Origin of the sequence: Pseudomonas sp. 7P_10.2_Bac1 (genome assembly GCF_025465935.1) — a bacterium.
Taxonomy (GTDB): Bacteria; Pseudomonadota; Gammaproteobacteria; order Pseudomonadales; family Pseudomonadaceae; genus Aquipseudomonas.
Genome location: NZ_JANLNV010000005.1, coordinates 13,509 through 35,184, shown reverse-complemented (window position 1 = coordinate 35,184; position 21,676 = coordinate 13,509). Strand labels below are relative to the sequence as shown.

Below are 21,676 nucleotides of genomic sequence, written 5' to 3'. Positions count from 1 at the left end.
CACTGTCGCAGAGTGGCAGCAATATCTGCTCAGCCTGTTAAAATGCCCGCCCTTTTTGCAAGCGATCTTTAATTCCGTCATGTCCCGACTCAATCCCCGGCAGCAAGAAGCCGTGAGCTACGTCGGCGGCCCTCTTTTGGTGCTCGCCGGTGCTGGCTCCGGCAAAACCAGCGTAATTACCCGAAAAATCGCGCACCTTATCCAGAACTGCGGCATCCGTGCCCAGTACATCGTCGCCATGACCTTTACCAACAAGGCGGCGCGCGAGATGAAGGAGCGCGTCGGGACGCTGCTCAAAAAAGGTGAAGGCCGCGGGCTGACGGTGAGCACGTTCCACAACCTGGGGCTCAACATCATCCGCAAGGAACACGCGCGGTTGGGCTACAAGCCGGGGTTTTCGATCTTTGACGAGGCCGACGTCAAGGCGCTGATGACCGACATCATGCAAAAGGAATACTCGGGTGATGACGGGGTCGATGAAATCAAGAACATGATCGGCTCGTGGAAAAACGACCTGATCCTGCCGCCCCAGGCCCTGGAAAATGCCCGTAACCCCAAGGAACAGACGGCGGCCATTGTCTACACCCACTACCAGCGCACACTCAAGGCCTACAACGCGGTGGACTTTGATGACCTGATCCTGCTGCCGGTGAAGCTGTTTGAAGAGCACGCCGATATTCTGGAGAAGTGGCAGAACAAGGTGCGCTACCTGTTGGTGGACGAATACCAGGACACCAACGCCAGCCAGTATTTGCTGGTCAAATACCTCATCGGCAGCCGTAACCAGTTCACCGTGGTGGGTGACGATGACCAGTCGATCTACGCCTGGCGCGGCGCCCGTCCGGAAAACCTGATGTTGCTCAAGGACGATTACCCGTCCCTGAAAGTGGTGATGCTGGAGCAGAACTACCGCTCCACCAGCCGTATTCTGCGCTGCGCCAACGTGCTGATTTCCAATAATCCACACGCGTTCGAGAAGCAGCTGTGGAGTGAAATGGGCCATGGCGATGAAATCCGCGTCATTCGTTGCCGCAATGAAGACGCCGAAGCCGAGCGCGTGGCGGTCGAAATCCTGACCCTGCACTTGCGCACAGACCGGCCTTACAGCGATTTTGCGATTTTGTATCGCGGCAACTATCAGGCAAAGCTGATCGAGCTGAAGTTGCAGCATCACCAGATCCCTTACCGTCTCTCGGGCGGTAACAGCTTTTTTGGGCGTCAGGAAGTCAAAGACCTGATGGCCTACTTCCGGCTGATCGTGAACCCGGATGACGACAATGCCTTCTTGCGGGTCATCAACGTCCCACGGCGTGAAATCGGTTCGACCACGCTGGAAAAACTGGGTAACTACGCCACCGAGCGCAAAATCTCGATGTACGCGGCGACAGATGAAATCGGTCTGGGCGAACATCTGGACGCCCGGTTTACCGATCGCCTGGTGCGTTTCAAACGGTTTATGGACCGCGTGCGCGAGCACTGCGCGGGCGAAGACCCGATTGCCGCGCTGCGCAGCATGATCATGGACATCGACTACGAGAACTGGCTGCGCACCAACAGCTCCAGTGACAAAGCGGCGGATTACCGCATGTCCAACGTCTGGTTTCTGGTCGAGGCGTTGAAAAACACCCTCGAGAAGGACGAAGACGGCGCCATGACCGTCGAAGAAGCCATCGGCAAGCTGGTGTTGCGCGACATGCTCGAGCGCCAGCAAGAAGAGGAAGAAGGCGCCGAAGGCGTGCAGATGATGACGCTGCATGCTTCCAAGGGCCTGGAGTTCCCTTACGTGTTCATCATGGGCATGGAAGAAGAGATCCTGCCGCACCGTTCCAGTATCGAAGCCGACACCATCGAGGAAGAGCGCCGACTGGCGTACGTGGGCATTACCCGCGCACGTCAGACGCTGGCGTTTACCTTCGCGGCCAAGCGCAAGCAATACGGCGAGATCATTGATTGTGCGCCGAGCCGCTTCCTTGACGAGTTGCCCGCGGACGATCTGGTCTGGGAAGGCAACGACGACACCCCCACCGAAGTGAAAGCGGTTCGCGGAAATACGGCACTGGCCGATATACGCGCGATGTTAAAACGCTAAAATCGACTACTTTTTTACTCTACCTTCAGCGCATAGGCGCTATTTGAGGACGTTACGTTGGAAGCACTGCACAAGAAAATTCGCGAAGAAGGCATCGTGCTTTCCGATCAGGTGTTGAAGGTTGATGCCTTTTTGAACCACCAGATCGATCCACAGCTGATGAGAGAAATCGGCGATGAGTTCGCGCGTTTGTTCGCTGATGCGGGCATCACCAAGATCGTGACCATCGAAGCTTCGGGCATTGCCCCGGCTGTCATGACCGGCCTGAATCTGGGCGTTCCGGTGATCTTTGCACGCAAGCACCAGTCCCTGACCCTGACTGAAAACCTGCTGACCGCGACGGTGTACTCGTTCACCAAGCAGACTGAAAGCACCGTTGCCATTTCGCCTCGTCACCTGAAAAGCACCGACCGCGTGCTGGTCATCGACGACTTCCTGGCCAACGGCAAAGCCTCGCAGGCACTGATTTCGATCATCAAACAAGCAGGCGCGACCGTTGCCGGCCTGGGTATCGTGATCGAAAAATCGTTCCAGGGCGGCCGTGCCGAGCTGGACTCGCAAGGCTACCGCGTTGAGTCGCTGGCACGGGTGAAATCCCTGGCTGACGGTAAAGTGACCTTTATCGAGTAAATACCCGCGCTATCTGTAGCCGCAGCCTGCGGCAGCGACTACAGGGTCAGGGTTGTTTGTGCGGTTTGGTGGTTGCCTGCAAACCCGCCAGCAACACGCGCTGAAACACCTCTTCGCGCAGGCCGTCCGGGTCGGTCAGGTTCATGCGCGCCAGGTGTTCAGGGAACGCCTGCGGCGAGGGCGCTTCGAGCGTGGCCTTGCCGAGCTTGTAGATCTGCGTGAGTTTGAATTTGCTCTTGAGCCAATTCAAGGCTCGCAGCAGGTCTTGCTCCTGCGCGCTGAAATCGCTGCCCAGCGGGTACTCGCTGAATAAATGCGGATGGCGGGCGGCAATGGCCTGCAAGCGCTCCGGGCTGTTGTCGGCAAAGCGTGGGTCCAGGCAAAAGTCGTTGGGCAATTTGCCGATTTGCTGTGCCTGCACGATCAGGTCGGCCTGGAAGCGTGAGTCGGTGATATTGAGCAGCGCCTCGATGACCTGCCGATCCGTCTTGCCGCGCAGGTCGGCAATCCCATACTCGGTGACCACGATGTCGCGCAGATGGCGCGGGATTGTGCAGTGGCCGTATTCCCAGACAATGTTGGAGCTGACTTCGCCGCCGGACTCACGCCAACTGCGCAGGATGATGACCGAGCGCGCATCGTGCAGTGCATGAGCCTGGGCCACAAAGTTGTATTGCCCCCCTACTCCACTGAGTACCCGGCCATCCTCCAACTGATCCGCCACACCGGCGCCCAGCAAGGTCATGGTGAACGCGCTGTTCACAAAGCGGGCATCACGGCGTTGCAGGCGTTTGAGCGCTTCCTGGCCGTATAGCTCGTTGATGAAGCTGATGGCAGTCATGTTGAATTCGGCGCGCTTGCTGCGAGGTAGCGCGTTGAGACGCTGGTAAAAATCCTGCGGGCCCAGCAGAAAACCGCCATGAACGCTGACGCCGTCGGTGTGCTGGCTTTCGTCCAGGGTGCCCGCATTGGCCTGGGTCTGGCGTTCAATGTCGGGGTAGACCTTGCGCCGCACAATGCCCGCATCGGCCAAGACCATCAGCCCGTGCACAAACATTTCGCTGCAGCCATACAGGCCCTGGGCAAAGGGCTCGATCCCGCCTTCGCGTTCAATCAGGTTGCGCCACGGTGAAAGATCGAGGTCGTCGAGCAAGGCGCGATAGCCGTCGCTGTCGGCCTGGCGTGCCAGCAAAGAAGCGGTCAGTGCATCGCCCATCGAACCGATGCCAATCTGCAAGGTGCCGCCGTCCCGGATCAGCGTGCTGGCATGGTGGCCAATAAAGTGGTCTTGCAGGTTGACCGGCATGCTGGGCGTGGAAAACAGCGTGGTGCGCTCTTCGTCTTCGATCAGCAGGTCAAAATCGTCTGCATCGAGTTCTGAATCACCGGGCATGTAGGGCAAGTCGCTGTGTACTTGGCCGAACATGAGAATGGTTTCCCCTGCCGCCCGGCGTTTGGCGAGCATCGGCAGCAGGTCGAGGGTGATGTCAGGGTTGCAGCTCAGGCTCAGTCGGCTGGGGGTTTGCGGGTCGCGGGCGACCAGTTGCGCCACCAGGTTGAGGCCGTGGGCGTTGATGTCGCGGGCCGCGTGGCTGTAGTTGCTGCTGACGTAATCCTGCTGCGCCGGTGGGCTGTTGAGCAAGCTGCCCGGCTGCATGAAGAACTGTTCGACGCGAATGTTGTGCGGCAGGCTGTCGTGATGCAGATCGGCGAGGTAGTCCAGCTCGATATAGTCGCCAAACACGCGGTCTACGAAGGGTTGCAGAAAGCGCTTTTGCAGGCCGTCGCCCAGTGGCGGTCGCCCAAGGCTCAAGGCGGTGTAGATCGTCAGTTGGCGTTCGGGCAGTTGCTTGATGCGCTGATACAGCGCATTCACAAACCGATTGGCTTTACCCAGCCCCAGCGGCAAGCCCAAGTGAATGTGTGCAGGCAAGCGAGCCAGTGCTTCATCGACTGCGTGCTCGATCGAACAGGATTGCACCATCTGATCCTCCAAAAACGTCCGTGTCTGGTGAGTAGACCGAGAGTGACTGGAGTTGGTTGCAAAGAGCAAGGCGCAAACGGTTTCAACGTGTAGGAGCGAGCTTGCCTCGCGATCTTTTAAACCATCAAAACATCGCGAGGTAAGAGACGGCGGGGAGCTACAGGCCGGACATTTTCTGGATGGCGGATTTCAGCTCAGCGTCGCTGCATTCGCCGCAGGTGCCTTTGGGCGGCATGGCGTTGAGGCCGGTAATGGCCTTGGCCAGCAGGCCGTCCAGGCCGCCTTCTTTGTCGGCACGTGCTTTCCAGGCGGCGGTGTCATTGATTTTGGGAGCGTCTAGCAGGCCGATGCTGTGGCAGGCGGTGCAGTGTTTGGCAATGATTTCATCGGCAGGCATTCCGCCCCCGGCACTCTCACCCCCGGCTGCAGCCACGCCAGCGCCACCCCCGGCGCACGGCTGGCCTTGAACGCAGACTTTGCCGACCGGTTCGAGGCGTTTTGCGATCTCATCATCAGACGTCGCTTGGGCGTTGGCAGCCCAGAGGGCCAGCACTGTTGCTGGTACGGCCAGCATTTTCATAATTAGGTTCACGCGTACACCCTCAATGGTGGCTATTCACGCCCACAACCACGGTTTTGCGGGCGGCGAAAGTATACCGATTAGCCTGATGCACTGAAACAACCCTAAATTTAGAAGGGGAATAGGCGGGGCGAATAAGAACCGCGGGCGCCGCAAGAGTCGTGCAGGGCGCCGCTTTTCTTAGAAATTCGCGGGGGTGGCTGCGCTGATTAGTCGCGCCGCCACGTCGAACGGATTGCGGAAACGGTGCGGTTTCGAGCTTTCGAAGTAGTAGCTGTCGCCGGCTTCAAGCACGAACGTTTCCAGGCCGACCGTCAACTCGAGGCGGCCCTCGACGAGGATCCCGGTTTCTTCGCCTTCGTGGGTCAGCATTTCATCCCCGGTGTCAGCACCCGGCGGATAAATTTCGTTGAGAAAGGCGATGGCCCGGCTCGGGTGTGCCCGGCCGACCAGTTTCATGGTCACCGCGCCATCGGAGATGTCGATCAGCTCATTGGCTTTGTAGACAATCTGGGTCGGTTTCTCTTGAAGAATCTCTTCGGAAAAGAATTCGACCATAGACATGGGAATGCCACTCAGCACTTTTCTCAGGGAGCTTATGGATGGGCTCACGCTGTTCTTTTCGATCATCGAAATGGTGCTGTTGGTCACGCCGGCGCGCTTGGCCAGCTCGCGCTGTGACAAACCTTTAATTTTGCGGATGGATTGCAGTCGTTCACCGACGTCCAATGCAGGAGCCTCCCAGGGATCAGATTCAGGTCAAGATGGCGCCATCATGGCGATAGTGTTCAGTATTTACAACACTTTGACTTCAAACCTGGAGACCCAGTCGGCCCTGCATTTTGCATACACGCCATCAGCTACCGGAATAGAGGCGTGGCACTCGTTTCAGGTTGCAAAAAATCTGATAGGGAATGGTTTCCGCTTTTTCGGCGACTTCGCTGGCGAGAATGTTTTTGCCCCACAACTCAACGGTCGAGCCCAGACCTGCCTCGGGCACGTCCGTCAGGTCGATGCACAGCATGTCCATCGAGACCCGGCCCAGCAATTGGCTGCGCTGGCCCGCCACCAATACCGGCGTGCCGGTCGGTGCATGACGCGGGTAGCCGTCGGCATAGCCCATGGCAACCACGCCGATGCGCATCGGTTTGGGGGTAATGAATTTTGCGCCATAACCCACCGGCTCACCGGCGGGCAGTTCACGCACGCCAATGACTTTGGACTCCAGGGTCATCACCGGTTGCAGGCGTGCGGCCAGCGGATGATCTTGTTCAAATGGAGTGGCGCCGTAGAGCATCAGGCCGGGACGCACCCAGTCGCTCGGCACGCTTGGCCAACCAAGAATGGCAGGTGAATTGCGCAAGCTGACTTCGGCAGACAAATCATCACGGGCCGCCAGGAACACAGCCACTTGTTCGACGCTACGCAGGCTGTCCAGTTCATCGGCACGGGCGAAGTGGCTCATCAGTACGATCTTCGCCACTTTGTCGCTGGCTTGCAGGCGTTGGTAAGCGGATTTGTACTCGCTTGGGTGCAGGCCGACGCGGTGCATGCCTGTGTCGACTTTCAGCCAGACCTGAATCGGCTTAGCCAATTGGGCCTGCTCAATTGCTTCCAGTTGCCACAGTGATTGCACGACGCACCAGAAGTCATGCTCGACGATCAGTGGCAGTTCATCGGCTTCAAAAAAACCTTCGAGCAGCAGGATCGGTGCCCGTATGCCGGCGGCGCGCAGTTCCAGAGCTTCTTCGATACAGGCGACAGCAAAACCATCGGTCTCGGCTTCCAGGGCCTGGGCGCACCGGACGGCGCCGTGGCCATAGGCATCGGCCTTGATCACCGCGAGGGCCTTGGCCCCCGTTACTTCACGGGCCAGTTGGTAGTTATGTCGCAGGGCTTGAAGGTCGATCAGGGCACGGGCTGGGCGCATGGCGGCAGGCTTCTAACGGCAATTGAATAAAAAAACGGTGCGTACCGAGGTGTTAACCGCGTACCGCACCGCAAGAGGGACTTTGATAACAGCGGTGACGTTATGCCAATGCGGCTACAACGGACAACTCAACCAGGATTTCTGGCTCGCACAGTTTGGCTTCAACGGTGGCACGGGCCGGTTGCACGCCTTTTGGCAACCACGCATCCCACACGCTGTTCATGCCGGCAAAGTCGGCATCAATGTCTTTGAGATAGATGGTCACGGACAACAGATGGCTTTTGTCAGTGCCCGCCAGATCCAGCAAGTGCTCAATGTTTTTCAGGGTCTCGCGGGTTTGCTGCTCAATACCTGCGCTCATGTCGTCGCCGACTTGCCCGGACAGGTAAATAGTCCCGTTATGAGCCACGATCTGGCTCATGCGGTTATTGGTGAGCTGGCGCTGGATTGACATGTTTTGCTGTCTCCTGGTGGTTGCCATAACGAGAAATATCGAGGCCTTCGGCGCTGATTTGTGGGGTCTTTTTGGCCATCACGTCAGCGAGGAAGCGACCAGAGCCGCATGCCATGGTCCAGCCGAGTGTGCCATGACCGGTGTTCAGGAACAGGTTTTTGAACGGGGTCGCACCCACAATCGGGGTGCCGTCCGGCGTGGCTGGACGCAGGCCGGTCCAGAAGCTGGCCTGGCTCAGGTCGCCGCCTTGCGGGTAAAGGTCGTTGACGCACATTTCCAGGGTTTCGCGCCGTTGCTGTTTCAGCGACAGGTCAAAACCGGCGATCTCGGCCATGCCGCCGACACGGATGCGATTGTCGAAACGGGTGATCGCGATCTTGTAGGTCTCGTCCAGAATGGTCGAGGTGGGCGCCATGTCCGGGTTGGTGATCGGGATGGTCAGCGAGTAGCCCTTGAGCGGGTAAACCGGCGCCTTGATACCCAGCGGCTTGAGCATTTGCGGCGAGTAGCTGCCCAAGGCCAGTACGTAACGGTCTGCGGTTTCGAGCTTGCCGTCGATCATCACGCCATTGATGCGGTCGCCAGCGTAGTCCAGGCGCTGAATGTCTTGGCCGAAGCGGAATTCGACACCCAGTTTCACGGCCATTTCAGCCAGGCGGGTGGTAAACATCTGGCAGTCGCCGGTTTGGTCATTCGGCAGGCGCAGGGCGCCGGACAGAATATTGGTGACGCTGGCCAGCGCCGGCTCAACACGGGCGATGCCTTCACGGTCCAACAGCTCAAACGGTACACCCGACTCTTTGAGGACGGCGATGTCTTTGGCCGCGCCGTCCAGTTGGGCCTGGGTGCGGAACAGTTGCGTCGTCCCGAGGTTGCGGGCCTCGTAGGCAATGCCGGTTTCTGCGCGCAGTTCATCGAGGCAGTCGCGGCTGTACTCGGACAGGCGCACCATGCGCTCTTTGTTCACGGCGTAACGGCTGGCGGTGCAGTTGCGCAGCATCTGCGCCATCCACAGGTATTGGTCGATGTTGCCGGTGGCCTTGATCGCCAGCGGTGCGTGGCGTTCCATCAACCACTTGATGGCTTTGAGCGGCACGCCCGGAGCGGCCCACGGTGAGGCATAGCCGGGGGAAACCTGGCCAGCGTTGGCAAAGCTGGTTTCCATTGCCACGGCGGGTTGACGGTCTACGACGACCACGTCGAATCCGGCTCGAGCCAGATAGTAGGCGCTGGCTGTCCCGATAACGCCGCCACCCAATACCATAACGCGCATATTTTTATCCCTCATCGCGGCCCGCCGCAGACGTTTATTATTCAAAGCGAAGATGCGCGCAGTATAAGAAGCTTTAGCCAGTGAGTTTCACTGTATAACCAGCTATATTTGGCGACAATTCTCGGCTAAAACGCTTTTGACAAAGGAGAATCTCCTATGCGTACAAATCACCAAACAAAGCGTGAATTAGACAAGATCGACCGCAATATTTTGCGCATTTTGCAGGCGGACGGGCGCATCTCGTTTACCGAGCTGGGGGAGAAAGTCGGGCTGTCGACCACGCCGTGCACCGAGCGGGTCCGTCGACTGGAACGTGAAGGGATCATCATGGGCTACAACGCCCGTCTCAATCCGCAACATTTGCAGGGCAGTTTGCTGGTGTTTGTCGAGATCAGCCTGGACTACAAATCAGGCGATACCTTCGAAGAATTCCGACGTGCTGTGCTCAAGCTGCCGCATGTATTGGAGTGCCACCTGGTGTCCGGTGACTTCGACTATTTGGTCAAGGCGCGGATCAGCGAGATGGCGTCGTATCGCAAGCTGCTGGGCGACATTTTGCTCAAGCTGCCCCACGTGCGCGAGTCCAAGAGCTACATCGTGATGGAAGAGGTCAAAGAAAGCCTCAACCTGCCGATTCCGGATTAAAGCTGTAGGAGGGATATTCCCGTCTTCGACGCCGCGCTGTCAGGCCGCCGATAATCGAAAGCATCCCCCAATCGGTTCCCTCTCCTTCGGGAGAGGGCTAGGGTGAGGGTGCTTTTGATTTGAGAGATCAAGGTCAAAAGATCGCGAGGCAAGCTCGCTCCTACAGGGGGATTGGGTCAGAAGTGTTGATCCAGAAACGCGAAATACTGCGCCCGAATGTCGGCGGTTTCATTGGCCAGATGGTGTCGGGCCTTGGGGATCAGCAGTACCTGGGGGTGATTGAACTTGGCGTCCAGCACCTTGAGGTTGTGTTCCCAATCCACGGTTTTATCCGCCTGGCCCTGAATCACCAAGGGCTGGCGGGCGCACGGAGCCAAGGCTTCGACGCGGGGGATCCAGCGCGCCATGGCGCCGACCCAGGCGGTGGGCAGGCGCACGGGTTGCAGAGGGTCAGCCTGCAGGAACGGCATGAATTCCGGGTCGTTGGTGTTTTCGCTGAAGCGTCGCTCAATGCCTTTGACGAAAGGCCGGAGCAGGTAATAGCTGAACCTTGACCACTGCCAATCCTTGGGCCGCACCAGTGGCGCCATCAACACCGCCTGGCCTTGGGCCGGGGTCTGATCCCCGTGGCGCAGCAAGTGGTCGAGTACCACCGCGCCGCCGGTGCTTTGCCCGATCAAGTGCCAGGGCTGCGGCAAGGCCAAGGATTGAGCTTCGATAAACAGACCTTGCAGCGCCTCCTGATACTGATAAAAGTCGCCAATGCTGGCGCGCTCCCCACTCGACAGACCATGCCCCGGCAAGTCGCAGGAAATGACCACAAAGCCGTGGTCCAGGCCCCACTCGATCACGTGACGATACAAGCCCATGTGGTCGTAAAAGCCGTGGATCACAAATAGCGTGGCCACGGGCGTGGAGTCCGGCCACCAGACCTGGCTGACCAGGTCATAACCTGCCGCATTGAAACGGCCCAGTTGTCGCCGCACTGGCGCCGCGCGCTGCGGGAAGTCCAGCCCGTAAAAATGCTGATACGCCAGATCCTCGCTCGATAAAGGCTGACCTGCGACCAAGGGCTGCAAACGGGGGCGCAAGGACTCGGGGGAAAACGCAACAGACATAGGGGTTCCAAACAGAAGGGCATGAAGGCAGAACAGTCTTTATAGACCGACGATATTCTGCTGTCAGTTTAAGCATGGCAAGCTACGCGCCCTTTCAGGAGCATTTTGCATGCCTGTACCTGCTACCAAAACCTGGCTAGCCTGCCTGCTGGTGCTGACTTGCGCGGTGGGATTGTGGGCCGCTTACGACTGGTTTCAAGGGCGCTACATTCGCGCCTTCAGCGAGCAGAGCGCAGTGTTCGCTGGAGATGTACTGGCCCTGCCTGTTGAACTGTCCGGCCCGGGACCGATTCGCGTGGTGCACTTCTGGGACCCGGCCTGCCCGTGCAATGTGGGCAACCAGCAACACCTGAGCGAGTTGCTGGCGACCTACGTACCCCAAGGTGTCGAATTCTATGCCGTGCAAAAGCCCGGCAGCCAAGGCCAATTGCCTGCCAGCCTGGGCGCGATCAAACCCCTGACCACCCTGCCCGGCGCCGACCACCTGAGCGTCAGCCCGGCGGTTGCCATCTGGGACCGCAGTGGCCAACTGGCCTACTTTGGCCCCTACAGCGAAGGTGCCACCTGTAACGCCAGCAACAGCTTCATCGAACCTGTGCTGCAAGCCTTGACCCAAGGCCGCAGCGTCAATGCCACCCATGCACTGGCCGTGGGGTGTTACTGCCCGTGGTCGTTGAAACAGTCACCTCCCCTGCAGCGTTGAAAGCAATGATTGGCCGGGAAGGGCTCGAACCTCCCACCTCACCCTTACCAAGAGTGCGCTCTACCCGCTGAATCCCCTGCATCGCGCCAATTGCAGGGAGGTTGCGTTAATTCAGTGCGTAGTTCAGCACGATGCCCACAAAGATCGCCAATCCAGCCCAGTGGTTGTGCAGAAACGCCTGGAAGCAGCGTTGCGGTTCGCGGTTGCGGGTGTACCAGAATTCCCAGAGGTAGCAGCCCGCAGCCACCAGCAGGCCGAGGTGGAACCAGCCGCCGAGGTCGAATTGCCCGCCGGCCAGCAGCAGGCAACCCAGCGACAGTCCTTGCAGGCCAAGGATGATCACGCGATCGGCGTCGCCAAACAGGATGGCGGTGGATTTGACGCCGATTTTCAGGTCGTCTTCGCGGTCCGTCATGGCGTAATAGGTGTCGTACCCCACGGTCCACAGCAGGTTGGCGATGTACAGCAACCACGCCGCTGCAGGCACGCTGCCGGTCTCGGCGGTAAAGGCCATGGGCATGCCCCACGAGAACGCCGCACCCAGGACCACTTGCGGGTAGTAGGTGTAGCGCTTCATGAACGGGTAACTGGCCGCCAGCGCGAGGCCGCCGAATGACAGCCATATCGTTGTGGCATTTGTGCACAGCACCAGCAGGAAGCTGATGCCCATGAGTAGCGCAAAAAACACCAAGGCTTCTTTACTGGTGATTTTTCCGCTGGCCAAAGGCCGTTGTTCGGTCCGTTTGACGTGGCCATCAACCTTGCGGTCGGCAAAGTCGTTGATCACGCAGCCGCCTGCCCGTGTGAGGATCACGCCGAGCACAAAGATCAGCAGAAGACCTGGTGAAGGCACGCCCTTGGCGGCAATCCACAAAGCCCACAGGGTTGGCCACAGCAGCAGGTAAATGCCGATGGGCTTGTCCATGCGGCTCAGTTGGATGAAGTCCCAGGCACGCGGGTTCAAGCGATTGAGTGATTTGAGCAGGCTCACGTACATCAGTTGTTCTCCGACCGGGCACTCAGGGCGGCCCACATAGAAGGTAAGAAGACTTCAGCCACCAGTACGCTCAGCGGGCCTCGGGAGAAACGCGAGCGGCGTGCCCACAGGCCGTCTGTCTGATCGGTCACAGGTAACCCGCTGCGCGGGTATTGGCATACCTGCATGGGCCCGCGTTCAAAGGCGTTATCACTAAACAGCAACCCGCCCAATGAGCGAGCCCCCAGCGCTTCCATGTCAAAGCCACCTATTTGCAGAACACTTTCTGCGGCGACACTGCGGGCAAATACCCAGGGTTGCTGATGCCCGCGTAAATGGACTTCGCGCACCCAGCCGTGGCTGTTGTCTGGCAAGTCGAGGGCGGCACATTCGTCGGCACGCAGCGTCTGCCAGCCTTCGAAAAGCGGAAGCACACTAAAGGAGCCGTCTGAAAGTGCGGTAAGGCGTTGTGTCAGGGAGCCTTGATCGAACAACCAGTCGAGGGTCAGTTCGTCAGGCGGCGCAGGAAGTTCGCTTTGCTCAAGCCAGGCAGGCGAGAGCAGCGTAGAAGTTATGTGCGGCACAGTGGGTCATAATTGGCAGCCATTGAGGCCGGCGAGCTTATCACGCTGATCCTTGGTTGAGCGCCAAAGGGCCACCAGGCAGTGTTCGTGCTTGCATCTGGCGGTATTGATCAGTACAAACGCCCTGAATTCCGCGAGCAACACAGCCATTTCACAAGAGCCTGTGCCCTCGCCCAAGCCTGAACGAAAGGAAATACCCCCATGAAAAAGTGGCAATGCATCGTCTGTGGACTGATTTACAACGAAGCCGATGGCTGGCCGGATGATGGCATCGCCCCCGGCACGTTGTGGCAAGACGTACCTGAAGACTGGCTGTGCCCTGATTGCGGCGTCGGCAAAATGGATTTCGAAATGATCGAAATCGACTGATTCCCTTATTTAATTGATTGAACCTGGAGATTGGCATGAGCGCACCTGTTGTGATCGTTGGCACAGGCCTGGCGGGCTATAACCTGGCCCGGGAGTTTCGCAAGCTGGACAGCGAAACACCGCTGCTATTGATCACCGCTGATGATGGGCGCTCCTACTCCAAGCCAATGCTGTCGACCGGCTTTGGCAAGAACAAAGAAGCTGACGGCTTGAGCATGGCCCTGCCCGGCGCCATGGCCGAGCAGCTCAAGGCGCAGGTGCGCACGCATACCCGTGTCAGCGGGATTGATCCGGGCCACAAGCAACTGTGGATCGGTGAAGAAGCCGTCCCTTATCGCGATCTGGTGCTGGCCTGGGGCGCACAATCGGTGATGGTGCCGGTAGAGGGCGATGCCCAGGACGCGATTTTTTCGATCAACGACCTTGAAGACTACGCTCGCTTTCGCGCGGCGGCAGCAGGCAAGCGTCGCGTGCTGATCTTGGGGGTCGGTCTGATCGGCTGTGAATTCGCCAACGATTTGATCGCGGGTGGGTATGAGGTCGATCTGGTGGCGCCTTGTGAGCAAGTGATGCCTACCCTGCTTCACCCTGCCGCCGCGGCTGCCGTGCAATCGGGGCTGGAAAGCCTGGGCGCACGCTTTCATCTCGGGCCGGTGCTCACGCGTTTGCAGCGCACCGAGGATGGGCTTGAGGCGCACTTGTCGGACGCCAGCGTCATTCGCTGTGATGTGGTGGTGTCGGCCATTGGCTTGCGCCCGCGTACTGATCTGGCGGCCGCTGCTGGCCTTCGGGTCAACCGCGGTATCGAAGTGGATCGCCACCTCAAGACCTCCCACGACAATATCTACGCGCTGGGTGACTGCGCGCAGGTCGATGGCTTGAGCTTGTTGTATGTGATGCCGTTGATGAGCTGTGCACGGGCGCTGGCGCAAACCCTGACGGGCAACCCGGTGGCGGTCAGCTACGGGGCCATGCCGATCACGGTGAAGACTCCGGTATGCCCGCTGGTGGTTTCGCCGGTTCCGCAGGGCTATGAAGGTGTCTGGACCGTGGAGGGCCAAGGTGCAGACATTAAAGCGCTGTGTCGCGATGCGCAGGGCAAATTGCTTGGCTATGCCCTGACGGGTGAGGCGGTTCGCGAAAAATTGGCGCTTAACAAAGAGCTCCCCGCGTTGTTGGCGTAAATGCTCTATCTTTTGTCGTATACGCCATTGCCTTGACTCAACAAAGCGACTGTAGAGGGTGGCGCGTGTCTTGGTCGCGTGCCATCCTCACACCGGTCTGCCGCAGAGTAGAGCCTGCGGCGCCTTGGTCGCTGCTCCATAGAAGAGCAGCACGGACATAACAACAAAAAACCGTCAAAGAGGCTTCATCATGCGTAAACCAGAACTCGCCGCCGCTATTGCTGAAAAAGCTGACCTCACTAAAGAGCAAGCCAGCCGCGTGCTGAATGCAGTGCTCGAAGAAATCACCAACGCGCTGCATCGTAAAGACAGCGTCACGCTGGTCGGTTTCGGTACTTTTATCCAGCGCCATCGCGGTGCGCGTACCGGGCAAAACCCGCAAACCGGTGAACCGGTGAAAATCAAAGCCAGCAACACCGTGGCCTTCAAACCTGGCAAATTCCTCAAAGACAGCGTCAACCCATAAGCCGGGCACGGCCGCGATGCGAAGCGGCTTTGAGGCGCGGGCAGGCTGGCTTGCCCGCGCTGGGTGATAAATTGGCTGATCATGCGGCCATAAGTGGCAAAAAACCGTCTATCTGCGCCTAATTCTTCGGATATATGGCGTTCTTCCTGCAAATCGTTACACTGCGCCGGCTATTTATTTTTTCCCGAGGCCGCGTACATGAAATTTCGTTTTCTGCTCTGGATGCTGGGCTTGCTGATGAGCAAAGCCAGCCGTAAAAACCCGGCTTTTCAACAGCAGTTGGTTGATAAGGACATGGTTTTCCAGCTGCAAACTCTCGACGGCACAGTGGCCCGTCACTTCAAGGTTAAAAACCAGCGTATTACCAGCCATTCGGGCGTATACCCGGATCCGGTGTTTGCCATCGCTTTTAAAGACGCAGCCTACGGCTTCGCCACGATGCAAGCCAAGAACAAGCAACTGGCGTTCATGACCGGGATTCAGGACAAGTCGATTCAGATCAAGGGCAACCCGGCGCAGGTCATCTGGTTCCAGGGTCTGACCAAGTACCTCAAGCCGCGTAAAAAGCCGAAGGCTTGATCCCCAATCCGCAGGAGCGAGCTTGCCTCGCGATCTTCTTTAAGATCAAAAGATCGCGAGGCAAGCTCGCTCCTGCGCGGTTTAGCCAAAGAACCAGTAGCACACGGCAATCGCCGCCACGACGCCTGCGAATTCGGCCAACAGGGCGCAGCCTACGGCGTGGCGCGCGCGCTGGATGCCGACGGCGCCGAAGTACACCGCCAGCACATAGAAGGTAGTCTCAGTACTGCCCTGCACCGTCGCCGCCACCAGCGCCGGGAAGCTGTCCACGCCTTTGGTCTGCATGGTTTCAATCAGCAACGCCCGTGCTGCGCTTCCCGAAAACGGTTTGACCATCGCCGTCGGCAACGCATCGACAAAGCGCGTGTCCCAGCCCAGCCACTCGACCAGATGACGAATGCCGTCCAGGCCAAAGTCCAGTGCCCCTGAAGCGCGCAGGACGCCCACCGCGCAGAGCATCGCCACCAGATACGGCAGCAGGTTCTTGGCCACGTCGAAGCCTTCTTTGGCGCCCTCGACGAACGCCTCGTAGACCTTGACCTTGCGCAGTGCGCCAATCACCAGAAACAGCATGATCAGCCCGAACAGCGTCAAGTTGCCCAGGATCGAGGACAGGCTGGCCAGCGCCGCCGCTGACAGGCTCCCCAGCAACGCCATGAAGCCGCCCAGAATCAATGCCCCCGGTACCAGATACGCCAGTACTACCGGGTCCCAGAGCCGCAGGCGCTGCACGATGGCCACCGAGAGCAACCCCACCAGGGTCGAGGCGCTGGTGGCCAGCAGAATCGGCAGGAACACCAGCGTGGGGTCTGGCGCGCCTTGCTGGGCGCGATACATAAAGATCGTGACGGGCAGCAGGGTCAGCGACGAGGCGTTGAGCACCAGAAACAGGATTTGCGCATTACTGGCGCTGGTCGGGCTGGGGTTCAGCTCTTGCAGCGCGCGCATGGCCTTGAGGCCGATCGGCGTGGCGGCATTGTCCAGGCCCAGGCCGTTAGCGGCGAAGTTCAGGGTAATAAAGCCCAGGGCTGGGTGGCCGGGCGGGACTTCAGGCATCAGGCGCTTGAACAGCGGCCCTAGCGCCCTGCCCAGCCAGTCGACGATGCCGGCCTTTTCGGCAATGCGCAGAAACCCCAACCACAGGGTCAGCGTGCCAAACAGCAGCACCATCACCTCAACCGACAGCTTGGCCATGGCAAAAATGCTTTCAACTATCGCCGCGAAGATCCCGGCATCGCCCCCTACCAGCCATTGGGCAAACGCCGATACGGTGGCGACAAAAAAAAAGCTGAGCCATAGGCCGTTAAGCATCGGGAAACTCCTGAAAAGTACGGCAAATGATACCGGTCCCACCTCAGAAACAACAAACCCCGGACAAGTCCGGGGTTTAGGGAGGTGAAGCGCCTGCTCAGGTGATTAACCCTTGGCGGCTTCCTTGCTGCGCCAGTGTGGCAGCGAGTTCCAGTAACGCTGGCCTTTGGCGTCGTCGTACATGCCTTCCCAACGCGAGATCACCAGTACCGCCAGGGCGTTACCAATCACGTTCAGGGCGGTACGCGCCATGTCCATCACACGGTCTACACCGGCGATGAAGGCCAGACCTTCCAGCGGGATACCGACGCTGCCCAAGGTGGCCAGCAGCACCACGAAGGACACGCCCGGTACGCCGGCGATGCCTTTGGAGGTGACCATCAAGGTCAGGACCAGCAGCAGTTGCTGGCTGATCGACAGGTCGATGCCATACAACTGAGCAATAAAGATGGCCGCAATGCTCTGGTACAGGGTCGAGCCGTCCAGGTTGAACGAGTAGCCGGTCGGTACGACGAAGCTGCAGATCGCTTTCGGACAACCGTAGGCTTCCATCTTCTCGATCACGCGTGGCAATACGGTTTCGGAACTGGCGGTGGAGTAAGCCAGTACCAGCTCATCCTTGAAGATGCGCATCAGCTTGATCACCGAGAAGCCGAACAGCTTGGCGATTATGCCCAGTACCGCGAAGGCGAAGAAGATAATGGCCGCGTACACCAGAATCACTAGCTTGGCCAATGGCAGCAGCGAGGCGAAACCGAAGTTGGCAACGGTCACGGCGATCAGCGCAAACACACCGATTGGTGCGTAGTTCATGATCATGTGAGTGACTTTGAACATCGACTCGGACACGCCCTGGAAGGTTTTCACCAGCGGGTCGCGCAGCTCGGCGTTCAGGCTCGACAAGCCAAGACCGAAGAGTACCGAGAAGAAGATGATCGGCAGCATTTCACCGCGTGCCATGGACGCGAAAATGTTGGAAGGGATCAGATTGAGGATGGTCTCGATGAACGCGTGTTCATGCTGGACCTCTGCGGCAGTGGCTTCATATTTGGAGATATCTACCGTGCCCAGGGTGCTCATGTCGATCCCGGCGCCCGGGTGGAACACGTTGGCCAGCACCAGGCCGACCAAGATCGCAATGGTGGTAACCACTTCGAAGTAGATAATTGTTTTAAGACCGATGCGACCGAGTTTCTTCGCATCTCCCACGCCTGCAATCCCGACAACCAGTGAAGAAATCACGATTGGGATTACGATCATCTTGATCAGACGGATAAAGATATCGCCTGCAGGCTGCAGGACGTTACTGATCCACCAGGCCTTTTCAGCACTGAAATGGTTGAGCAGTGCGCCGATTGCAATCCCGAGGACCAGACCGATTAGGATCTGCCAGGCGAGGCTGAGTTTTGCCTTCTTCATGTCATTACCCTTACTTCAAGTGGACTCGGGTACAGGCTCGGACTAGAGCGCTCAAGAGCGCAAAAAAGCCCAGTCTGTACCCCCGTAGAAGGTCGCCCAAATCGAGCCCGAATGGCTCTTTGGCAGGCGAAAAAAGGCGCAACTATTCCCATGCACGGCGTTACCGTCTAATGCCGTAAACGCCTACCCTATGCCGAATCGGCATGGGTTTTGTCCGACAAGACATCAAAATTCAGACGGGTTGCAGTGACAAAATAGATGACATAACCGCCGTAGACCGGCTGTTTCAAGGCCTTTTTGGCAGTAAAGAAGGCACACCTACAGCGCTACTTTTTAGGAAAAACCTCACAAGATAAATCGGAAATCAAGAAGCAATGATTTTGTCGATAGTCGATATACGGTCGACGTTTTCAAGGGTAGTTCAAGCCACAACATTTTGAAAAAAAATGAGTTGAAATAAGTAATTACCGACGAAAGGCAGTGTCCGACAGACGCAAAAAAACCAAGGTTAAACCTTGGCTTTTGGTGCTCGAAAAACAGCGTTTGCCCCCACGCACAACTCAATACCAGTTGGGGTCTTTCTTTAATTGTTCTTTGAGCAGCGTTTGCATACCCGGATCAGGCTGACCCAAGTATCTGAAATCGGCATGACGTGTCGGGGATTTGTCGGTCGGCAAGCCAGCAGGCACCTCCACGAGCAAGGCGTAGGCATGCTTCTTGTCAAAACTGACCGCAACGATCAGCCGCTTGTTGGAGCACGATTGCTCCGTTTCACACAAAGGACCCACCAAATAGGGATCGCCGTCTTCAGTGACCGCGTTCATTTGTTCAGCACTGCCGGAGAGGTTCAAGACCCACTCAGGCAAGCGTTCCTCTTTTTTAACCACTTTTTGCCACGCCTGACGGTAGTCCGGATCGCTCAACAGTTGGTTGGCGCGTGACTGTCCGTCGTTTGCGGCAAGGGTCATGGCACTGCTGCCCATCAACAGGGCAGCTGCCATTGCCTTAAAGGATCGACTGAACATCGTTAGCTTCGACCACGACGACCAAAGATGAAGGACACAACGAACATCACCAGGAAAACGACAAAGAGGATTTTGGCGATACCGGTAGCCGTGCCCGCGATACCACCAAAGCCCAGAACAGCTGCGATGATGGCGATAATCAGGAAGGTAATTGCCCAGCTCAACATGGTGAATCTCCTTATTTCTGTGCGATAGGGTGATGCCGTTTTGCATCTCAAGGCCCAAAGGGTCTTAAGGGTGTGAACTCTTAAAACACCCAGCGTTCCGGTTCCGGTTGTGAGTCAGCCGTTTGCGTGTCTTCGGAGGCTGCCAAGTCATAACGTGCGCTCGGGGTGTTTGCGTTCAAAGCAGTAGAGCGAATGGCGCTGAAGTGGGACTGTTGAGCAATGCTGGCATGGGCCGGCATAGAGGGCTCAGCCGCGGGCTGCTGCCAATGCGCCCATTGCTGGCCGCCGATGAGCGTCATGACTAATGCCAGGCTGGTGAAAAGCCCTTGCTGCAGGTGCCGTGGTGAAATACCCAGACTGGCGAAACCTTGACGATTCATGCTCAAACTCCTGCCACTCAGTGCTTGTTATAAGGAGGTTGGCGCTGCGCTGCTGAGGGCTGCAGGGCGCGGCAACTGCTGTGCAAGAGAGGTTGCAGGCTGCATGCCAGTTTTTATAAAAGAATTAATTCGTTATAAATCAATAAGTTACTGATTTTTTTGAAAGATCGTCACACGCAACCTGCACGATACGCCTTGATGGCACCGTGCGTTCTGCACGATCGGCAAAGGTGTAGCCGATGGCTGCCCCAGGGAGGATTGATAAAGCAGGCTGCGGGAGATTTAAACGGCGCCGAAACTGCCGTGGGGTGTAGGGTTAAAATCTTGAAAATCAGTGCGTTACAGGAGGCGTCCGTTGCCCTTCCCTGTTAGCCTCTGAATCATTCCTGAAAAATCATGCAACTTGCCCGATTATTCCGACACTAACCAAGATCACTCATAAAGGAACGCCGGATATGGAATCATCCAAAGAGCAACAGGGCCGCATTCTGCTGGTCGATGATGAGTCCGCTATCTTGCGCACATTCCGCTATTGCCTTGAGGACGAGGGTTACACCGTCGCCACGGCCAATAGTGCGGCCCAGGCCGATGCCCTGCTGCAACGTCAGGTGTTTGACCTGTGTTTTCTGGATCTGCGCCTGGGTGAGGACAATGGCCTGGATGTGCTGGCCCAGATGCGTATTCAAGCGCCCTGGATGCGCGTGGTTATCGTGACCGCCCACTCGGCTGTCGACACCGCCGTGGATGCGATTCAAGCCGGTGCTGCGGATTACCTGGTCAAACCCTGCAGCCCGGACCAACTGCGCCTGGCGACTGCCAAGCAACTGGAAGTGCGCCAACTGTCCGCCCGCCTCGAAGCGCTTGAGGGCGAAGTGCGCAAGCCCAAGGACGGACTCGACTCCCACAGCCCGGCGATGATGGCCGTGCTGGAAACGGCTCGTCAGGTAGCCGGTACCGACGCCAACATCCTTATTCTCGGCGAATCTGGCACGGGCAAAGGTGAGTTGTCGCAAGCTATTCACGGTTGGAGCAAACGCGCGAAAAAGTCCTGCGTGACGATCAACTGCCCATCGCTGACTGCGGAACTGATGGAAAGCGAGTTGTTCGGCCATACCCGCGGCGCCTTTACCGGCGCCAGTGAAAGCACCTTGGGCCGAGTCAGTCAGGCCGACGGCGGAACGCTGTTTCTCGATGAGATCGGCGATTTTCCGCTGACTTTGCAGCCCAAATTGCTGCGTTTCATTCAGGACAAAGTCTACGAACGTGTCGGTGACCCGGTCACGCGCCGCGCCGATGTGCGCATTCTGGCCGCGACCAACCTCAATCTCGAGGACATGGTGCGCGAGGGACGCTTCCGTGAGGACTTGCTCTACCGCCTGAACGTCATCACCTTGCACTTGCCGCCTCTGCGCGAGCGCAGTGAAGACATTCTGACCCTGGCTGATCGGTTTTTGGCACGCTTCGTCAAGGAGTACGCGCGCCCTGCCCGCGGCTTCAGCCCGGAGGCGCGCCAGGCGCTGTCCAACTACCGCTGGCCGGGCAATATCCGCGAGCTGCGTAACGTGGTTGAACGGGCAAGCATTATTTGCCCGCAAGAAATGGTCGAAGTCAGTCACTTGGGTATGGCTGAACAAAGCGCCCCGAATACACCGCGTATTGGGGCGGCCTTGAGTCTCGATCAGTTGGAAAAAGCACATATCGGTGCGGTTTTGGCGACCAGCGACACCCTGGACCAAGCAGCAAAAACCCTGGGTATTGACGCCTCGACGCTGTATCGCAAGCGCAAGCAATACAACCTGTGAGCCTTATC

General features: G+C 58.1%; 23 protein-coding genes. 9 read left to right on the top strand and 14 right to left on the bottom strand.

Annotation, left to right across the window (positions count from 1 at the left end):
• Positions 1-79 precede the first annotated feature (79 nt).
• Both rep and NTD86_RS00730 read left to right on the top strand, forming a co-directional pair.
• Positions 80-2,089 carry a DNA helicase Rep gene (gene rep, locus NTD86_RS00735; RefSeq protein ID WP_262200225.1) on the top strand — a complete coding sequence of 670 codons (2,010 nt, stop codon included), beginning with the start codon at positions 80-82 and terminating at the stop codon, positions 2,087-2,089.
• A 57-nt stretch (positions 2,090-2,146) separates the two neighbouring features.
• Positions 2,147-2,719 (top strand): xanthine phosphoribosyltransferase, encoded by a 573-nt coding sequence (locus NTD86_RS00730; RefSeq protein ID WP_262200224.1) that lies wholly within the window; start codon positions 2,147-2,149, stop codon positions 2,717-2,719.
• A 46-nt stretch (positions 2,720-2,765) separates the two neighbouring features.
• On the opposite strand, the gene NTD86_RS00725 is transcribed toward NTD86_RS00730, so the two are convergent.
• The 6 genes from NTD86_RS00725 to dadA form a co-directional block, all read right to left on the bottom strand.
• Positions 2,766-4,703, bottom strand: a complete 1,938-nt coding sequence (locus NTD86_RS00725) for an acetyl-CoA hydrolase/transferase C-terminal domain-containing protein (protein WP_262200223.1) — start codon at positions 4,701-4,703, stop codon at positions 2,766-2,768.
• A 157-nt stretch (positions 4,704-4,860) separates the two neighbouring features.
• A complete protein-coding gene (locus NTD86_RS00720; protein WP_262200286.1) occupies positions 4,861-5,283 on the bottom strand; it encodes a c-type cytochrome in 423 nt (140 codons plus the stop codon).
• Between the two features lie 180 nt (positions 5,284-5,463).
• Complete coding sequence (locus tag NTD86_RS00715; RefSeq protein WP_048372525.1) at positions 5,464-6,012, bottom strand: cupin domain-containing protein; 549 nt, start codon at positions 6,010-6,012, stop codon at positions 5,464-5,466.
• A 127-nt stretch (positions 6,013-6,139) separates the two neighbouring features.
• A complete protein-coding gene (alr, locus tag NTD86_RS00710; protein WP_262200222.1) occupies positions 6,140-7,213 on the bottom strand; it encodes an alanine racemase in 1,074 nt (357 codons plus the stop codon).
• Positions 7,214-7,313: 100 nt separating this feature from the next.
• Entirely contained in the window at positions 7,314-7,667 is a 354-nt protein-coding gene (locus tag NTD86_RS00705) for a RidA family protein (protein ID WP_262200221.1), read from the bottom strand.
• Entirely contained in the window at positions 7,639-8,940 is a 1,302-nt protein-coding gene (dadA, locus tag NTD86_RS00700) for a D-amino acid dehydrogenase (RefSeq protein ID WP_262200220.1), read from the bottom strand. Before dadA ends, NTD86_RS00705 begins: the two co-directional genes overlap by 29 nt.
• Before the next feature lie 156 nt (positions 8,941-9,096).
• Between dadA and NTD86_RS00695 the strand changes: the two genes are divergently transcribed.
• The gene (locus NTD86_RS00695) at positions 9,097-9,585 is read left to right on the top strand and encodes an Lrp/AsnC ligand binding domain-containing protein (protein ID WP_003437842.1); all 489 of its coding nucleotides are present in this window, start codon (positions 9,097-9,099) and stop codon (positions 9,583-9,585) included.
• Between the two features lie 176 nt (positions 9,586-9,761).
• Here the strand turns inward: NTD86_RS00695 and NTD86_RS00690 are convergent, their stop codons facing one another.
• Positions 9,762-10,703: an alpha/beta hydrolase gene (locus NTD86_RS00690; protein ID WP_262200219.1), complete on the bottom strand. Its 942-nt coding sequence runs from the start codon at positions 10,701-10,703 to the stop codon at positions 9,762-9,764.
• Positions 10,704-10,812: 109 nt separating this feature from the next.
• Between NTD86_RS00690 and NTD86_RS00685 the strand changes: the two genes are divergently transcribed.
• Entirely contained in the window at positions 10,813-11,406 is a 594-nt protein-coding gene (locus NTD86_RS00685; protein ID WP_262200218.1) for a DUF6436 domain-containing protein, read from the top strand.
• Between the two features lie 106 nt (positions 11,407-11,512).
• On the opposite strand, the gene ubiA is transcribed toward NTD86_RS00685, so the two are convergent.
• On the bottom strand, positions 11,513-12,403 hold the full coding sequence (gene ubiA / locus NTD86_RS00680) for a 4-hydroxybenzoate octaprenyltransferase (protein ID WP_262200217.1): 891 nt from the start codon (positions 12,401-12,403) through the stop codon (positions 11,513-11,515).
• Positions 12,403-12,966 carry a chorismate--pyruvate lyase family protein gene (locus NTD86_RS00675; RefSeq protein WP_262200216.1) on the bottom strand — a complete coding sequence of 188 codons (564 nt, stop codon included), beginning with the start codon at positions 12,964-12,966 and terminating at the stop codon, positions 12,403-12,405. The genes ubiA and NTD86_RS00675 overlap by 1 nt, the downstream gene beginning before the upstream one ends.
• Positions 12,967-13,167: 201 nt before the next feature.
• Here NTD86_RS00675 and NTD86_RS00670 point away from each other — a divergent pair, with 201 nt between their 5' ends.
• The 4 genes from NTD86_RS00670 (at position 13,168) to NTD86_RS00655 (ending at position 15,564) form a co-directional block, all read left to right on the top strand.
• On the top strand, positions 13,168-13,335 hold the full coding sequence (locus NTD86_RS00670; RefSeq protein ID WP_262200215.1) for a rubredoxin: 168 nt from the start codon (positions 13,168-13,170) through the stop codon (positions 13,333-13,335).
• Positions 13,336-13,370: 35 nt separating this feature from the next.
• Positions 13,371-14,519 (top strand): NAD(P)/FAD-dependent oxidoreductase, encoded by a 1,149-nt coding sequence (locus tag NTD86_RS00665; RefSeq protein WP_315974717.1) that lies wholly within the window; start codon positions 13,371-13,373, stop codon positions 14,517-14,519.
• 190 nt (positions 14,520-14,709) lie between these two features.
• On the top strand, positions 14,710-14,985 hold the full coding sequence (locus NTD86_RS00660) for an HU family DNA-binding protein (RefSeq protein WP_055104172.1): 276 nt from the start codon (positions 14,710-14,712) through the stop codon (positions 14,983-14,985).
• Positions 14,986-15,183: 198 nt separating this feature from the next.
• Entirely contained in the window at positions 15,184-15,564 is a 381-nt protein-coding gene (locus tag NTD86_RS00655; RefSeq protein WP_262200213.1) for a helicase, read from the top strand.
• 81 nt (positions 15,565-15,645) lie between these two features.
• Here NTD86_RS00655 and NTD86_RS00650 read toward each other — a convergent pair whose 3' ends face one another.
• The 5 genes from NTD86_RS00650 to NTD86_RS00630 form a co-directional block, all read right to left on the bottom strand.
• Positions 15,646-16,875 (bottom strand): nucleoside recognition domain-containing protein, encoded by a 1,230-nt coding sequence (locus tag NTD86_RS00650; protein ID WP_262200212.1) that lies wholly within the window; start codon positions 16,873-16,875, stop codon positions 15,646-15,648.
• A 105-nt stretch (positions 16,876-16,980) separates the two neighbouring features.
• On the bottom strand, positions 16,981-18,294 hold the full coding sequence (gene gltP, locus NTD86_RS00645) for a glutamate/aspartate:proton symporter GltP (RefSeq protein ID WP_262200211.1): 1,314 nt from the start codon (positions 18,292-18,294) through the stop codon (positions 16,981-16,983).
• Positions 18,295-18,854: 560 nt separating this feature from the next.
• The gene (locus NTD86_RS00640) at positions 18,855-19,319 is read right to left on the bottom strand and encodes an inhibitor of vertebrate lysozyme family protein (protein ID WP_262200210.1); all 465 of its coding nucleotides are present in this window, start codon (positions 19,317-19,319) and stop codon (positions 18,855-18,857) included.
• A gap of 2 nt (positions 19,320-19,321) precedes the next feature.
• Positions 19,322-19,486, bottom strand: coding sequence for a DUF1328 domain-containing protein (locus NTD86_RS00635; protein WP_262200209.1), 165 nt, complete (start codon positions 19,484-19,486; stop codon positions 19,322-19,324).
• 80 nt (positions 19,487-19,566) lie between these two features.
• Complete coding sequence (locus NTD86_RS00630) at positions 19,567-19,866, bottom strand: hypothetical protein (protein ID WP_262200208.1); 300 nt, start codon at positions 19,864-19,866, stop codon at positions 19,567-19,569.
• A 455-nt stretch (positions 19,867-20,321) separates the two neighbouring features.
• On the opposite strand from NTD86_RS00630, the gene algB reads away from it, so the two are divergent.
• Positions 20,322-21,668, top strand: coding sequence for a sigma-54-dependent response regulator transcription factor AlgB (algB, locus tag NTD86_RS00625; RefSeq protein ID WP_262200207.1), 1,347 nt, complete (start codon positions 20,322-20,324; stop codon positions 21,666-21,668).
• Positions 21,669-21,676: the final 8 nt, after the last annotated feature.